We start from the raw sequence: 16285 nt of genomic DNA, 5'->3' as shown, positions 1-16285 counted from the left end.
CTTGATATTCCTTAATAAAAGAAGGACAACACACAAGAAGAGAAAGACTAGCTTTTTAAATAGGCACCGCAAGAACGGCGAATGATAAGCTCAGAATCAAAGATTTTTCTTTGGGGTGGCATATAGGGGTCAGCTAATCGCTGAAATAAGAAGGTCGCGGCCATTTGTCCTATTAAGGATTTTTGCACATTAATGGTTGTTAATTGAGTGTAATGCCGATTACTTTCAGCAATATTATCGCAACCTACAACCGCTATATCCTTTCCTGGCTCCAGCCCCAACCGAATTAAGGCAGATAACACACCTAATGCAATTAAATCAGAGAACCCAACAATAGCGGTTGGAGGAGATTCCATAGACAGAACGCTCGGTAAAAGAGCTTCGGCCGCTTCCGATTTATTTTCGCAATCAAACATCAATGATTCATCTAGAGGCAAACCATGTAACTTAATGGCATCGACATAACCTAAGCGCCTTTCTTTGGCCGGTTTTGCATCAATATGGCCACCAATGAAAGCGACTCTTTTATGCCCAAGAGACAGTAAATGTCGAGTGGCTAAATGCAAAGAAAATCGCTCGTCATTACCTACAAAATCCATATTTGATCCATCAATATCCCGTGTTACCAACACAGTGGGCAAACCTCTAGCAAGTAAAGGCCTTAGCGCATCCATACCCGTCCCCACAACTGGGCACAACAAGAGACCATCAGAATTGTGCTCAATTAAAGCATTAATAAAACGCTCCTGTTGTTCAATATTCTCATAACTATTACAGAGTAAAGACATTCGTCCTTTTTCGGATAAGGTCTTTTCAGCGCTGGCACAAACTTCCGTAAAGTATGGGTTCGTGAAATCATGTACCGCTAAACCAACCATACCGCTTTTACCTGTAATCAGGCTAGCAGCACGCCGGTTGTAAACATAGCCGACTTCTTTGATTTTTTGCTGTACTAACAGACGTGTTTTTTCTGCGACCAGAGGATTATTATTTATGGACAGCGAAACAGTTGCGGTAGACACCCCTAACTGTTTAGCAATATCTTTTAAAGTTAAATGCTTTTTTTGCACCATTTTTTCTTTTTCCTTAGGCACGCGTTACCACCTTTTATAAAGCATTTTTAGCAAAGTAACATCTTTATTCTGCTTCATTCTTTAGGGTAGGCACCGCATTCGCCGCAAAAAGAAAGCCTTCAAAATCAGGTTCTTCCACATTTGCTAATTTGAAAAGCTCTTTTTTAGCGTTTTCAATATGCTGCCAAACGGCTTGTTTTGTTTCTTGCGGTGAGCGTTTTTGCAACGCGATTAAGATGTTCTTGTGATCAGACAACCACAATGACTGTAACCGTTTTTCATGGAAATACTGTGAATTTAACGCATCCCATAACGGGTTTTCCGTTCTGACGTTATCCCACATAGATTGAGCCATCACAATGAGCATATTATTTTGCGTCGCTTCTGCAATGACCATATGAAAATTATGATCAAGCTCATTAAAACGCTTACTATCACCATTAATTTCCAGTTCTTGCTCACGTAACAAGTCCCGCATTTCTCGTACATGGGTGGCTGAAATTTGAGTGGCCGCAAAAGCAGCGATATTAGTTTCTAACAACTGTCGTGCTTGTAATAGTTCAAAGGGACCAATATTACTTTCTGCTTCTGCAATAAGCGTATTTGAGTCTATATTTTCAACAAAAAAGATACCTGCGCCTTGCTTAACTTCAACCAATCCTTGCAACTCCAACATAATGATGGCTTCACGAATGGTTGCTCGACTAGCATTATAACGTTCACTTAAATCCCGTTCCGAAGGTAAACGACCACCTACGGGCAACTCTCCTGAAAGTAAAGTATTTTTAATTTGTTTACCAACTTGTTGATAACGGCGACTATTAGGTGACATAAAGAGTTCTTAATTATTAAACTTTGATTATTTTATACAAACCTCACACCATTGTCATAAACAAACGACGTTAAAATCTGTATTTATGCTAATTTCGTAAGAAACAGTCTAGGGAGGTTACGAACAAGTCAGACAATTTTGTCTCTGCATTACATCGTTTAATTAGTCTTAAGAAAGCGAAATCTTAGAGCCATCACCCATGACTGTCATCTTCCTTCTTACCATTCGATATAAAAGCCAAGTTATGACCGCATCTAGAGTGATACCCAAACCAGCCTTCCTGACCACGCTGATAGAATGGCCCCTCGCTGGCATGAGCGTGAAAGATGAATAGAAAGAAAATAATGATTGAGATGGTCACCCATAGGATGAATCAAGGGAACAAAGGGGTTCTCATTGTCAGCTTCAGAAAATTTCATAGAGCTTACATGCTAAAGATCCCCGTTAGCGTGATTGGCCAGATAGATGAAGGCATTGTGAGTGTTACTGAGTATAGGCTGGAGCTAATTGAACTCAGAAGATTCATTTGTCTATATCGTGATAATATCAAAGAAATAAAGTTCGAGATTTAAGGATAATGCAGTAAATTCCCTTAAGAACGAACTAAGATACCATCTTGCTTTTTAGCATCCACTCAGGCACGGTTTTGTGCAAAAGCAAAAGTGGATGTTAATGGAAGTAGTGTCATCAAAAATAATATCTTCACGGTATGGCCTGAGGTGTTTGTGTTCGGCACTTATCAATAGGTAAGTAGTGAATAGTTATGTGTTATTAAAGATCGAGGCTGATGATTTGAGTGTCGGCCGCAGGAAGCGCACTACAGGTTAACACTTTCCCCTCCTCTGGCATGTAAGCAGTGGGGTTTGCATAACTCACATCGCCAGCACTAATTTTGCAACTGCAGGCACCGCAGTTGCCGGTGCGACAGCTGTACATGGGTTTCAACCCTTGTTTTTCGGCAAACTCTAATAGCGTGCCCTCCTCTGGAGTCCAGATGGCGGTGATATTACTTTTAGCAAAATGTATTTCGGCGCGCTCAGCGGCTGGTGTTGGTTCGACGCCGTTATCTTCAATTGAACCTTCACCAAAAAATTCATAATAAATATTGGATTTAGCCACGCCTGTTGCAATTAACCCCGAGTAAAGTGAGCGCATAAAAGGCACTGAACCACATAAATAAAAATCAAAGTGATCAAAGGGCAAAATCTGTTTCAGTAAATCAGCGGATATTCTGCCGAAACTGTCGTATTGTTCTCCCTTCTTATCACTGGGTTTAGGTTGTGAATACACAGTGTGAACTTGCAGCCAAGTATGCTGTTTGGCCAGTGTGTTAAGTTCATCAACAAAGGCATGGCTGGCTGAGTGTTGAGTGCCGTGCACAAACCAGACATTACGCTGTTTGGCGCCTTGTTCTATGTCTCGAATCAAACCGTGCAACATGGCAATCATGGGCGTAATACCTACACCACCTGATAAAAGAACGATGGCGTGATCATTACTGGCCAGTGTGAATTGTCCGGCTGGCTGGCCAACTTCAATGCTATCGCCAATGTTAAAGGTGTCGTGCAACATGCGCGATGCCAGGCCTTTTGCTTCGCGTTTAACCGAAATACGATAGGTATCTTTTTCAGGTGCGCGCGATAGCGTATAGCTGCGTAAAATGGGGGTGCCTGCACCATCTTGCCAAATGCGGATGGGTAAAAACTGTCCTGGTGTATAAGTGCTTACCGCTTGGCCATCAGCCGGGCTAAAATAAAAAGAACTGATATCTTGGCTTTCTTGTACTTTTTGAGTGATTGTAAATTTTCTGTAGCGTGCTAGACCTTCGCTAGTGTGCTCGGTTTGAATTTTTTGCCAAGTGCCGGTGTGTATTAAAGATGGCGACAGCTCTTTTAGATCGCCACGCATAGGTAAATAATTGTCGATAAAAAGGCTATTGCGAATTTTGACCGACACAATACGCTCGGCACCTTCAAATTCAGCTGCGTTCTCAGCATCCCAAAGAATTTGTGCATCACCAGAAATAAATACCGCGTCACCAGTCGCATGATTTGGAAAATATAAACCGACTCGCTCATCAGACTGAATGTTGCCTAAAGTATTAAAAAAACGGTTACCGCTAAAATCGGGGAAGTATAAAGTGTCGCCTTCAATTTTAATAAAACCTGGCTTACCACCGCGATGAGAGACATCAATACCACTGCGCTCATTGCTTGAAAAAATATTGGTTCGAGAGGCGATAAAGAAAGTATCTGTCGATTCAATTAAAACTGTGCTGCGCGTATCGAGTGCATGCATCAAGCAAAGATATTGGGTATCGAAATAGACATAGGGTTTATCAACCCAAGTCAATTCGCGTTTTTGGATATATTGAGGACAATTACCAAAACTCTGGTCAACGCAAATTGAAAAGCCATCTTGGCCTATTGTTGAAATCATGCCATTCATACGGTTGCGACGGCGTGTGTGTAACTCTATACCCAGAAAACCTATTTTTTGATTTTCATTAAAATTGAGTTTTAGTGTTTCTGCCAGTACCAGTGGGCTTGAAATATCGAGTGTTTTTGCATCGGGTGATTGAATAAAACCGGGCTGGCCAAATAAAGGCATGGCCCAAGGGTAACCATCGTGATCGGTAATACCAACCACCACCATGGGTAAATTCGAAAAAAATTCGCGATGCTGATCAGGCATTGCGGGGCGAATAAACCCTTCGCTGTATTGTGCGACCATGTCAGCTACGCCTATACGTTGCTGGACGGCAATTTCGCCATTGTGAAACTGAGAAGACGGTAGCTGATTCATGGTTATGTCCTGATCGTTTGTTAAAAAATAGTGACAATACAATATTATTGCGCAGGTACAGGTGTGCGCTTCATGCCCACAAAACGTGGGTGTGCTTCAATACGCTCAAGCCAGGCACGAATCGCAGGATAAGGTTGCAAACTCACGCCGCCTTCTGGCACGTGGGAGATATAACTGTAACCGGCTACATCAGCGAGTGTGATGGCCTCGCTTGCTAGATATGGGCGAGTATTTAAAAGCGGCTCCATAACTTCAAATAATTCATTGGTTTTTTTCTTGGCGACATCGTAATCAAGATCGACACCAAACACTTTTACTAAGCGTACAGCGCAAGGGCCGTAGGCAATTTCACCAGCTGCAACCGATAGCCAACGTTGTACTTCAGCCGCCTTAACAGGATCTTGCGGATACCAATTGTAGCCATCGTTATATTTCTTTTCTAAATAGGTAATGATGGCGTTGGAGTCAGCCAACGTAAATCCGTTGTCATCGATAGCGGGCACTTGACCAAAAGGGCTAATTTTTAAATAGTCCGGTGCTTTGTGAGCGCCATTGGCCATGTCCAGGTCGATGGTTTCGTAAGGAATGTCTAATAACGACAACATTAGCTCAACACGGTGGCAGTGACCCGAGAGCGGATTTCTGTACAATTTAATAGGCGCATTTTGGGTAGCGAATTTTGTGTTCATGATTTTTCCTTAATAGGTAATATAAATTTGTCGAATTTAAATATACTTAAAGACCAAGTTCGGTTAAGCCGAGATGGTCATCGGGGCGTCGACCCAGTGGCCAGCGAAACAAGCGGTCTTGTTCGTCAATCACATGCTCATTAATGCTGGCGATACGGCGCTGCATTAAACCCTCTGCGTTGAATTCCCAATTCTCGTTACCGTAAGCGCGAAACCACTGGCCCGAGTCATCACGAAATTCATAAGCAAAACGTACGGCAATGCGGTTTTCGGTATAAGCCCACAACTCTTTCACTAAACGGTAATCTAATTCGCGGGTCCACTTGCGTGTCAGAAGCGCTTCAATTTGCTCTCGCCCAGTAATAAATTCAGCCCGATTGCGCCATGGGCAATCTACGGCATAGGCCTTTGCAACCTTGTGCGGTTCACGGCTGTTCCAGCCATCTTCGGCCAAGCGAATTTTCTGTTTAGCAGTTGCTTCGTTAAAGGGGGGTAAGGGTGACCGTGACATAATAACTCCTATCACTTAATACATAGTGGGTGCCGCCTATATGGCGGCTCGGTGATAAATTAAGCAGCGCTTATTGCATCGATGCTGGGAAAGTCCACGATGGTTTGAAGCGTTTCATTAAGGTAATTAGTGAGGGTGTTTAAGGCCACATGACCAATAACTTCAATAATTTGCGCGTCGCTGTATCCAGCTGCACGAACCGCATCAAAGTCGGTCTTAGAGGTTTTGCCGCGTTGTTTGACCAGCGTTGCGGCGAATTCAACAGCAGCAGCGGCTTTGGCATCGAGTGAGCTACCGCGACGGTTAACGCTAATTTCTTCACGACTTAATTCTGCTAAATTTTGCCCCAAGTAATTATGAGCCGCGAGGCAGTAGTCACAACCATTGATTTCGGCAACGGCTAAAGCAATACGCTCCCTTGTTGCTGCAGGCAGTGTACCTTTGGCCAATGCGCCATTGAGTGTCAAGTAACCTTCCAGTGTGTGTGGGCTGTTGCTGGTAATGCGGAACAGATTAGGCACACTTCCTAATTGTTTGTTTACAGCCTCGAGTAAAGGCTGAGCGGCCGCTGGTGCTTCTTGGATATTTTTTGGTGTATTGATACGTGACATGTTGTGTTCTCCGTTGAGTTAGTTTTTAGCTAAGTGTTTAAGATAGGTTCACTATAATCTTTCAATCTCGAGAAATAATTAGGCATTATTGAAATTTATTATTTTATTTTTGACAATAATCGTGTTGACTGGCTGTTTTGATATGTTTAAGCACGTTGCGCTGCTAGCATATTCGCTATCAAGGATGACGGAACCTATTAGAGTACCCTGTGTAGGTGGCATCACTGTGAAGCCGAAAAGGCCGGATACTGATGGCGCGTAGAAAGCACTATGACTCATCTTTAAAACGCTGTTGGCCATACGGTAAGCCGTTCTGCGCCGTAGGTGAGTCGTCATTGAGGCTGGAAAAATGATTGTATTGGCCGAGCATCGGACCAAAACCGCCGGTTTGCCAGTAGGTCCAGCCCAATACCTCGGCGCGCTCTACCGGTGTACGAGGTAACAGCGCGTCGCCGGCGGGGTATTTTCGGCCAATTACAGCAATATCGCACCGGACTCAAAAACGCGTGCACCGGTTTCATGATCATACAGAGCGGGTATTCGCCCGTTGGGGTTGATGTGCAAAAAAATCAGGCTCTTTCTGAGTCCCTGTGCCAATGTCGATTGGTTTGAGGGTGTATTTCCTCCAGCATGATGATGGTCTTGCGGCCGTTAGGTGTATTCCAAATGTATAAATCCAACATAATTTAAGCTCCTACGCCGCAATCAATGCAGCGCAATGGTGGTTGTGGTCCCATGCCCATTTTTTGCAATAAATCGCGCAGACCACTGCGCAATCCTTCTTCAATAACCGGGTGATAAAAGGGCATTTGCAGAATATCGGCGACAGTCATACGCATTTGGATGCACCAAGCCAGTAAATGCGCCAGATGCTCATGCTCGGGGCCAATCATCTCGGCACCTAATAACACACCAGTTTCGGGGTTACCGTAGAGGCGCATCAGGCCTTTGTTGACCAGCATGACACGGCTACGGCCTTGGTCTTCGAAGCTAATTGAGCCTATCGCAAAGTTGTCACCGGCTTGACTAAGTTCACGGTAAGACTTGCCGACCATGGCGACTTGTGGATCGGAAAACGCAATGCCCAACGGGGTTTTGCGCGCGCGTTTAAGCGTATTGGGGTACAACGCGGCATTTTCACCGGCCAAACGGCCTTCGTCCGAGGCTTCGTGTAACAAGGGAATATCACCATTGACATCGCCGGCGATAAAAATATGGCTGTCGCCACACTGCATGGAGAGGCGATCGAATACGGGAATACCGCGCTCGTCGAGTGCCAAGCTTGTGTTGTGGATGTTGAGTTGGTCGATATTGGAACGCCTGCCGGTTGCGGCGAGCAAATAATTGAAGGTCTCTGTAAGGACTTCGCTTTGTGAATTATCTTGATAGGTGATACTCACTTTATTGCTTTCACGCGAAATACGCTCGATATGCGCGTTTCCGTGGAACGGAAATTCTTCGCGGAAGGTATTGTAGGCGTAGCGTGTGACTTCGGGGTCGGTTAAGGGGCCGGCACCATTGTCTCGGCCAAACAGGTGCACCTTCACACCTAAGCGATGCAGTGCTTGGCCAAGTTCTAAACCAATCACACCCGCACCAAATACCGCCACCGATTCCGGCAAATCGTCCCAATAAAAGACGTGGTCGTTAGTAATCAGACGATCGCCCGCAGCGCTAAAAAATTCTGGGTGGCTCGGGCGTGAACCGACGGCAATTACAATGCGCTGAGCATAAATGCGCTCACCGTTAGAGAGTGCCAAGGTGTGATCGTCGATAAATCTGGCCTTTGCCATAATACGGTGTTCGGGCTTAAAACCTTCTACTGATTCTTTAACAAAACCCACAAAACGATCGCGCTCATCGCGTACGCGCTGCATCACGGCTTTGCCATCTACCTCGGGCAAGGTGCCGCGCAAACCAAAGGCATCGAACTTTTCGGCGCGGTGTCGTGCTTCGGCTGGGGCAATCAGTAGCTTGGAAGGCATACAGCCCACGCGTGCGCAGGTGGTACCGTATTGATCTCCTTCAATAAGCACAATATTGTCGGTGTGTTTAAGGGCTTCGCGGTAGGCGCCCATACCAGATGTACCTGCGCCGATAATAGCAACGTCAACAGATCGTGTGTTCTTCATGTGTAATCCTCAAAATATAGCCCTTCAGAGAAAAAGACCTAAACATGTCAGTGTTCGTTATAGTTAAATACAGTTTATGGGGTAATTTTGTGAAATAATTGTTTTTTTATGTAATTAATATTTGTTTAAAATGAAATAATCGTAGGAGTTAACTAGATAGAGGTATCCATTTTGGATAAATTACAAACCATTAAAGTGTTTATTGAAGTAGCAAAACAACAAAGCTTTTCTTCCGCGGCTGACGTACTTGGGATGTCAGCACCCACGGCAACACGTGCAATCGCGGAGCTAGAAGGACGCTTGCGGATCAAGCTGTTTAATCGCACAACTCGCTTGGTACGTTTGACGGAGTCGGGAACGCGTTTTTTTAATGATATGCAACGTATTATTGAAAATTTGGAAGAGGCCGAAGCTTCGGCAGCAGGAGTTTACAGTACTCCATCAGGAATACTGACAGTAACTGCGCCGGTGTTGTTCGGTCAGAAGCATGTGATGCCTATTGTTAACGAATATTTAGGGATGTACTCAGAGGTCAGTGTAAAAGCGATGTTTTACGATAGAGTCACAAGCTTGCTAGAAGAGGAGCTCGATGTCGCCATTCGCATTGGTCATTTAAAGGATTCAAACTTATTCGCCTCTCAGGTTGGCATTGTTCGACGTATTGTATGTGGCTCGCCCGGTTATTTTAAGAAACGCGGTGTGCCCAAATACCCAGAGGATTTAATAGAACATGATTTGATTTTTCCTGCCACCTTCGAAAGTACCACAACCTGGCAATTTCAGAATGACGGAAAAAAAGAACTGATAAAACTTAGTCCCAGATTAATGTGTAATCAAAATGCAGCCGCTTTACAAGCGGCCATTGAAGGCAGAGGCATTACGCGCTTGATGTCGTATCAGGTTGGTGAGGAGCTAAAAAAAGGTACGCTTAAAGCGGTCCTGACCGATTACGAGGAGGATCCACTGCCGGTAAATGTGGTCAATGTTGAAGGCCGACGAGCGAATGCAAAGGTGCGTTCGTTTATTGAATTGGCTGCACAAAGGCTTAGAGAAAACCCTTTTATTAATGTGGGTAAGACTTAATGCATAAATAATTAATGGCAAATAAAAAAGTTCATTGGCGGCCGTTCTCTATTCTGGTCCTCCCCCGCTACGACCTTAATTTTTTAATGAATCAGCAGTAAGATCAAATAAGGTCACGTTTGAAGGTATTTACCATTTAGGATAGCTTTTAGGATTTCTGCCGAAAGTGTTGGCAACTCAACAATTCAGCTGACGTAGCTGTTTTCGACACTCTTTCCGTTATATCCATAAGTAATTTAACTTAACCCGTCCCCGCAAGGGGTGAACTTAACTTTTTCACATTTTCTGGTCGACATTACCTACTCTCTTTCTTAGTTTATTTAGAATAAGATACCACTACTTCAAATTTCTCTGACCAACCAAACACCATTTTTTTAGGGCCGTGGTACTCTAAGCGCCCTCCCTGCTTTAATTTTGAAACCTCTCTCTCTACAGTACTCACAGAACGACCTATTCGGTTAGCAACGTCGATGAGGGCTAAGTGTGGAGACTCTTTTAAAACCTCTAATATTTGATCTGTTGTTTTTACCCGCGCTTTTTCCTCTGACTGAATCGCTTCCGTAAGTGACTGGTTAATAGCAGACAACAATAACTCAATAAAGACACTGCAGTCAGATTTAGCATCCGCTTCTCGAAGCGACTGATAATATTCTTCTTGTCTCGCTTTGATGACGGTCTCTGCAGGCAAAAAAGCAAGTAAAGGATGCCAATCCTTTAATACTAGTGTCTGCCAAAAACGACCTATGCGACCATTTCTATCACTAAAAGGATGAATAAATTCAAATTCATAGTGAAATGCAGCAGAAGCAATAAGAGGATGTGCATCCGTCTTTTTCAACAATCCATTAACTGAATCATAAGACGAGGCACTTGGAATGGCCTGATACCAAAACCAGCCTTCCTGACCACGCTGATAGAATGGCCCATCACTGGCATGTGCGGGAAAGATGAATAGAAAGAAAATATTGATTGGGATGGTCACCCATAGGATGAATCAAGGTAACAAAGGGGTTCTCATTGTAAGCTCCAGAAAATTTCATAGAGCTTACATGCTAAAGATCCTCGTAAGAGCGATTGGCCAGATAGATGAAGGAATTGTGTGTATTTTTGACTAGCGGTTGTGATTAGTAAAACAGGTAACGCTAATGAGCCAAATATATGATTTTCCGCTTTGAGCGAGTAGAGGAGGTTCGCTCAAACATGTTTTTGGACAAAAGCCATTTAGAGTCTGCGCTCCAGATTCATTCATTGGATAACCGTTAGTAATTTGTTAAGGCGAGAAGATACCTATGCTGATTCACCTTAACAACACTGAATAACAGGCACTTCGTTCATGTGTTTAGCCATGTTTGAAGTGAAGAAATATCAGATACCTTCAGAAGCGAGAGAATTTTCGCTGCCATGTCACGCAACGATTCTCATCACGCTCCTCGTAAAGATGGATAGCTGATGAAAGATCAAGATCGAAATTGCTTTCACTATCATTGCCTATTGCGGTTAAAAACATGGTGTACCAAGCAGTTATTCCTCCTTGAGGCGGAGCCTCAAACCTAGGAAAATCAGGCTTATCACTAGTTCCGGCTAGCCAATCATTCGCAAGCTCAGGATTCAATACCAATGCACGCGCCAATCCAACGGAATCGACAGTACCATTTGCCAACGAGTTTAACGCCTGTTCACGGGTTTTAAAGCCGCCCGTAACTACTAAAGGAATACTAGTTAGACTCTTTGCTTTTTCTGAAAATTCGACAAAATAAGGGCCTCTAGAAGAGCTGTCAGAACTGGATTTTGCTCCGGGGAAATAGGAGCCTCCACTTAACTCTATCAAATCAATTGAAGTTTGATCGAGAATACGAATAGCTTCTAAAGCATCTTCTTGTGTTAAGCCACCCTCCAATTGATCTGAAGAGTTGATCTTAATTCCGATAGGAAATGAAGCGCCAACGGCACTTCGCACTTTATCAATTATCTCGACAATAATCCGGCATCGCGCTTCTATGGAACCGCCATACTGGTCTTTTCGGCGATTGAATAGTGGTGACAAGAACTGACTGAGTAAAAATCCATGGCCTGCGTGAATCTGAACACCCGTAAATCCAACATCTTTTGCTAGTATTGCTGCTCTAGCATACATGTCCGGTAACTGAGACACCTCTGTATCCGACATTCCAGCACATCGAAAGCCACCAATTTTCAGGGCGGATGGCCCTTTCGGTTGGCTTATGGACAAATACGAAAGTCCTCCGGCATGACCTAACTGGGGCCATATATGAGCGCCATTAGTCGAGGCACGTGAGGCTAAAGAGTGCAAAGCCTTTAGATCCGAGTCAGCGCTTAATACTAGATTACCGGGCTTTTCAGGAAAGCGTGGATCTACCTGCACTTCTCCAATGATAGATAATCCAAGGCCACCCTCTGCCCATCTTTCATAAAGTCGAGCCTGGGCATCTGTGGGATCACCCTCCCCATCTGCAAGTGAATCTGACATGGCTGATTTTACAAGCCTGTTTTTAATAACAGCGCCACAGGGAAGCTCTAGTGGACGATTAAGCAAATGATCGGAGCTTGCTGAATTGGTCATATTTACCTCTTGCGAATCTAAACTCTTTATGGAGCGGTAAAGACATTATTAACATTTTTTAATAAACTAAAAACACACCAATAATTCAAATACTATTAAAAATAAGTTAATAATGAACACTTCGGATCTAAATCTATTCATTCGAATAGTAGAAACTGGCAGCATAACTGAAGCTGCGAAACAATTGGGTATCACGCCATCTGCTGTCAGTTCCGCCCTCCGGCGATTAGAAAAACAGCTAGATATACAATTATTTATAAGAACGACAAGGCAGCTCCGAATTACATCACAAGGAGAGCAGTTTCTGTTCCATTGTCGACAGGCGTTGGAGAGTTTGGAGCATGGGCGGATAGCAGCTCATCAGTTGCAGGGCAAGATCAGTGGAAAATTAAGGTTGTCGGTTTCATCGGATTTAGGGCGCAATATAGTTCTACCTTGGATAGATGAATTGGCAGATCTACATCCCACCCTGTCGATAGATTTAAATGTAGGTGACTCACTTTCTGACTTTTTTCTGGATCAAGTTGATGTTGCCCTTCGTTATGGAAGGCCAGAAGACTCAACAATGGTTTCATTTCATATTGCGACTATGGATAGGATCACCTGTGCTTCGCCTGACTATATATACAAATTTGGTGAACCCTCACATCCTGAGGATTTAAGAAAGCATAATTGTTTGCTACACAAGAAAGATGGTCGCCTATTTAGCAACTGGGAATATATGGATAAGTCCGGAAGCTACAGAATCAAAGTTAGCAGTAATAAAGTAAGTAATGATACAGATATTGTTAGACGCTGGGCTATTAGCGGGAAAGGTATTGCATATAGATCCCAGATAGATGTCTTTTCAGATTTACGCAGTGGAAAATTGGTACAACTTTTACCTGATTATCAATCACCACCTATAGAACTCCACTTAATCTGCCCAAGTAGAAAACAAGTCAGCCCTGCAGTAATAGCGTTCAGGGAACTACTTAGAGAAAGGTCTGCACAAATGGTTTCAATTGCTTTTCCTGCATAGCTTTCCTTGTGGGAGGTTGTAGAACATCACCGAAACGTATGCAGACATGAGAAAATGTATGTTAAATCGACTGGCGCGATCTGCTAGTGAGTAATTACGTTAACTCGTTATGGGGCAAAGGTGAGCCAGCGTTGATCTGGCTGACTCGAAGACGGACAAAACTGTTAAATCATGCGGCATCACTAAGACGGAGGCTTTCGTAATAGTCTTCCGCCAGAGCGGTCATTTTGAACTGAGCATCTACTCCAGCGATCTTTTCAACGGCATCTTTAATTTCCTCTAGATCGACACTGAAGAACTCCTTACGAATGTTAACTGCATTAACACGTTGAGAATGGAATTCACGGTGCAAAGCTGTTTCGAGTGCAGGTGCATCATCAGTATAAATCATGGCATGTACGTCAAATGGGAATGGTACACTGGCATCACCAAGCTCTTTAACTCTGTCCATAGGCTCTAGCCTACGCGTTAAACCTATCTTGTAAACATCTTCTCCAAAGGAACCAATGTTACTTATCACGTACACATGGCCCTTACGAGTTTGTTCCGCCATACTCTTGGCACGTTCTTCTTTGGCTTCAGCTTCGGCCAATTGCAGCTCTAGAATGGCTATTCTTTGTTCCATTTCACTACGTTCTTGTTCATTAGATTGAGCAAGCTCTTGCTGAGCTTTATCAAGAAGGTTTCGATACATTTTTTCTTCTTTCTCAGCTTCAGCAATAGCTTTTTCAAACTCCTTTATTGCTCTCTGCTCTTCACGAATTTGCTCTTTGATGAGCTTCTGCTCGGCAATTTCTTCCTGCTTCTTCAGGGTATATTGATACTGAAGCTTACATTCTTCGAATTTTAGTTCGATGTAGTCAATATCAAAGCCACACTCCATTGTCGCAGCTGACTTTTCTAGATTGTTTGCTAGTTTCTCGATTCGTTCCAGCGTACGACCAAATGAGCTTGGTGAAACCTTGCCAATAAGCATGTCACATTCAATATTGAACGCAGTTAGCATTAGCTTAACTTGACCATTGAGGATTTTTTTATTCAAAGACTTATCATTAGAAATAACGGTCGTTTCAGGGAAGGTGACTGCGGTTTTCGCTTTAATCATGTCTTTTTGCTGCTGCCGTATGTCTTTGATCTCTTCAGAATAGCGAGTTGATGTTTCGTAGAGATATTGTGGCATTTCAAAATGACCATGAGCAGTATATTCATCGAGTCGTGAATACAAGTCTATCCCACCCATAAGCTCGTTCAGATCCTGTTCGCTCTTTTCAATATTGGCATTAAGTTCATTTAGAGTGTTTTGGGCAGCGTCAAGAGACTGTTGCTGTTCTAGAATACTAACTTTAAGAGAGTCATCTTGTCCTTTCAAAGCTTGTAGGTCGGCAGTTTCAGCGTTAATTTTGGAAAGCGCCTGCTTTGCTATCTCATTAGTTTGCTGAAGAGATTCATTTGCTTTCTTTAATGTCTCGTGCTCTTCTTTGGCTTTCTTTAACGCTTCATCTATTGACTTGTACTGTCCAACTTTTTTATCCGCAGAGCGTTTCGTCACTATATAGGTCAGCAAAACTGCTAACAAAGATATGCCTGCTAATATCAGTAAATTATTATCCATTGTTTACCTTAAAACCTCTTGTATGAATTGCTTTCTAAGTGCGGCTCGTTCTTCGCAGCGGTCTTGGTACTCTTCATTTGCATTTGATAGCGCATTTTTAAATGCTTGCTTTGCTGCGGATTGTTGCTGTCTTACTTGCCGCTTTAGTTCTCGCTGAGCTTCACGCACACCTTTTTCATGCTCTCTAAGTGCTTGAGCTTCAGCACGTTGCCGAGCTTTCTCTCTACGCTGAGTTTCGCGGGCGGCTTGTTTGTTGGCCCTATCTATAGCTTTAACAACCTTTATAGCCGTCCTTAAACCACTTCCTCGTCTGGCCAATGCATTTCTCCTCTAAGCAAATTAGAATTATGCTTCCGATGCTAGCACAACAAAATTGGAAGGGTTACATTGAAATCAAACAGATTACATAAAGTCTATAGCTATGAGAGCGCTAAGGTTTCAAATATCTATGTTTCTTATAGGCAGATTAGCTCCTTGCTTTGAGTTAGAAAAAATATTCCAAATGATGGCCTGGGGAGTAATGGCTCATGCAGTCGCTGACTAATCTTGGGGCAAAGGCAGCATAAGAACACTGCCTGCGCTAAATCAACAATCGGTTTCTCTCGATATTTTAATGGCGTCTTCAATCTCTATTCCCAAATATCTGATGGTGTTATCAATTTTTGTATGACCAAGTAGTAACTGAACGGCACGTATATTTTTGGTTCGAGCATAAACCAAAGTCGCTTTGGTTCTTCGCATTGAGTGAGTTCCATAAAGGTCAGAATCAAGTCCTAATTGCTCAGCCCAGCTCCTGATGATAGACCTGTAATATGAATAGCTTATTGGTTGATTAGAGCGACGTATACTCCGAAACAAATAATCACTGGGTTGCAATTTAACTTCTTGAATCCAATGGATAATACTTTGTTGTGTTCTCGGAGTTATCTCAAATTGAACTTCGATCCCAGTTTTCTTCTGCGTTAATTGAACCCTTTCAAATACTTGATCGAGAGTAGTGACGTCTCGAACTTTTAAAGAGAGTAAGTCACATGATCTTAGCTTGCTATCTATAGCCAAATTAAGTAAAGCTAATTGCATCAAGTTGTTTTGAATTTCAATTCGAGTGCGAATACGCCAAATCTCTTCTAGCTTGAAAGGACGTTTCACACCAGTAGCATTGTGGTTTAGTTCTGGTTTCATAGTGACCTCCTATTTAAAAGTCACTATGAGGATAGTGGATGTATTACTGATTAGGATTTGGACAAAAACGTGTTAGCTAACTTGCTACTTAGCCGTTCATGAATTAACTAAGTTATGGGAAAAACTTACTTTGAGTAATCTTAATATGGTACA

At 43.1% G+C, this 16285-nt stretch carries 15 protein-coding genes; 2 read left to right on the top strand and 13 right to left on the bottom strand.

Translation table 11 applies throughout. The annotated features are described in order from the left end of the window. Nucleotides 1–47: 47 nt before the first annotated feature. The 8 genes from IEZ33_RS08285 to IEZ33_RS08245 all read right to left on the bottom strand — a co-directional run bounded on the left by IEZ33_RS08285 (nucleotide 48) and on the right by IEZ33_RS08245 (nucleotide 8653). Nucleotides 48–1094 (bottom strand): LacI family DNA-binding transcriptional regulator, encoded by a 1047-nt coding sequence (locus IEZ33_RS08285; RefSeq protein ID WP_191603189.1) that lies wholly within the window; start codon nucleotides 1092–1094, stop codon nucleotides 48–50. Between the two features lie 43 nt (nucleotides 1095–1137). Continuing rightward, nucleotides 1138–1905, bottom strand: a complete 768-nt coding sequence (locus IEZ33_RS08280) for an FCD domain-containing protein (RefSeq protein WP_191603188.1) — start codon at nucleotides 1903–1905, stop codon at nucleotides 1138–1140. A 771-nt stretch (nucleotides 1906–2676) separates the two neighbouring features. Continuing rightward, nucleotides 2677–4710, bottom strand: coding sequence for a 2Fe-2S iron-sulfur cluster-binding protein (locus IEZ33_RS08270; RefSeq protein WP_191603187.1), 2034 nt, complete (start codon nucleotides 4708–4710; stop codon nucleotides 2677–2679). Between the two features lie 44 nt (nucleotides 4711–4754). Further along, nucleotides 4755–5399 carry a glutathione S-transferase family protein gene (locus IEZ33_RS08265; RefSeq protein ID WP_191603186.1) on the bottom strand — a complete coding sequence of 215 codons (645 nt, stop codon included), beginning with the start codon at nucleotides 5397–5399 and terminating at the stop codon, nucleotides 4755–4757. A 46-nt stretch (nucleotides 5400–5445) separates the two neighbouring features. Continuing rightward, nucleotides 5446–5910 (bottom strand): nuclear transport factor 2 family protein, encoded by a 465-nt coding sequence (locus IEZ33_RS08260; protein WP_191603185.1) that lies wholly within the window; start codon nucleotides 5908–5910, stop codon nucleotides 5446–5448. Between the two features lie 59 nt (nucleotides 5911–5969). Further along, nucleotides 5970–6521 carry a carboxymuconolactone decarboxylase family protein gene (locus tag IEZ33_RS08255; RefSeq protein WP_191603184.1) on the bottom strand — a complete coding sequence of 184 codons (552 nt, stop codon included), beginning with the start codon at nucleotides 6519–6521 and terminating at the stop codon, nucleotides 5970–5972. 474 nt (nucleotides 6522–6995) lie between these two features. After that, nucleotides 6996–7085, bottom strand: coding sequence for a thioredoxin domain-containing protein (locus IEZ33_RS21005; protein ID WP_191603183.1), 90 nt, complete (start codon nucleotides 7083–7085; stop codon nucleotides 6996–6998). 122 nt (nucleotides 7086–7207) lie between these two features. Then, nucleotides 7208–8653, bottom strand: a complete 1446-nt coding sequence (locus IEZ33_RS08245) for a dihydrolipoyl dehydrogenase (protein ID WP_191603182.1) — start codon at nucleotides 8651–8653, stop codon at nucleotides 7208–7210. 171 nt (nucleotides 8654–8824) lie between these two features. Between IEZ33_RS08245 and IEZ33_RS08240 the strand changes: the two genes are divergently transcribed. Then, nucleotides 8825–9736, top strand: a complete 912-nt coding sequence (locus IEZ33_RS08240) for a LysR family transcriptional regulator (protein WP_191603181.1) — start codon at nucleotides 8825–8827, stop codon at nucleotides 9734–9736. Between the two features lie 316 nt (nucleotides 9737–10052). On the opposite strand, the gene IEZ33_RS20715 is transcribed toward IEZ33_RS08240, so the two are convergent. Together IEZ33_RS20715 and IEZ33_RS08230 are read right to left on the bottom strand one after the other, a co-directional pair. After that, nucleotides 10053–10718: a Fic family protein gene (locus tag IEZ33_RS20715; protein ID WP_476738644.1), complete on the bottom strand. Its 666-nt coding sequence runs from the start codon at nucleotides 10716–10718 to the stop codon at nucleotides 10053–10055. A 393-nt stretch (nucleotides 10719–11111) separates the two neighbouring features. Next, complete coding sequence (locus IEZ33_RS08230; RefSeq protein WP_191603180.1) at nucleotides 11112–12317, bottom strand: NADH:flavin oxidoreductase/NADH oxidase family protein; 1206 nt, start codon at nucleotides 12315–12317, stop codon at nucleotides 11112–11114. 112 nt (nucleotides 12318–12429) lie between these two features. Here IEZ33_RS08230 and IEZ33_RS08225 point away from each other — a divergent pair, with 112 nt between their 5' ends. Next, the gene (locus tag IEZ33_RS08225; protein WP_191603179.1) at nucleotides 12430–13338 is read left to right on the top strand and encodes a LysR family transcriptional regulator; all 909 of its coding nucleotides are present in this window, start codon (nucleotides 12430–12432) and stop codon (nucleotides 13336–13338) included. Between the two features lie 169 nt (nucleotides 13339–13507). On the opposite strand, the gene IEZ33_RS08220 is transcribed toward IEZ33_RS08225, so the two are convergent. The 3 genes from IEZ33_RS08220 to IEZ33_RS08210 form a co-directional block, all read right to left on the bottom strand. Continuing rightward, entirely contained in the window at nucleotides 13508–14950 is a 1443-nt protein-coding gene (locus tag IEZ33_RS08220; protein WP_191603178.1) for an SNIPE associated domain-containing protein, read from the bottom strand. A 3-nt stretch (nucleotides 14951–14953) separates the two neighbouring features. Next, on the bottom strand, nucleotides 14954–15268 hold the full coding sequence (locus IEZ33_RS08215) for a hypothetical protein (protein ID WP_033103256.1): 315 nt from the start codon (nucleotides 15266–15268) through the stop codon (nucleotides 14954–14956). A gap of 267 nt (nucleotides 15269–15535) precedes the next feature. Then, nucleotides 15536–16132, bottom strand: coding sequence for a tyrosine-type recombinase/integrase (locus tag IEZ33_RS08210; RefSeq protein ID WP_138611608.1), 597 nt, complete (start codon nucleotides 16130–16132; stop codon nucleotides 15536–15538). Nucleotides 16133–16285: the final 153 nt, after the last annotated feature.

The organism is Marinomonas algicola (assembly GCF_014805825.1).
In the GTDB taxonomy this organism is placed as follows: Bacteria; Pseudomonadota; Gammaproteobacteria; order Pseudomonadales; family Marinomonadaceae; genus Marinomonas; species Marinomonas algicola.
Note: the sequence above shows the minus strand (reverse complement) of the source record. Positions and strands in the feature narration are given on the sequence as shown.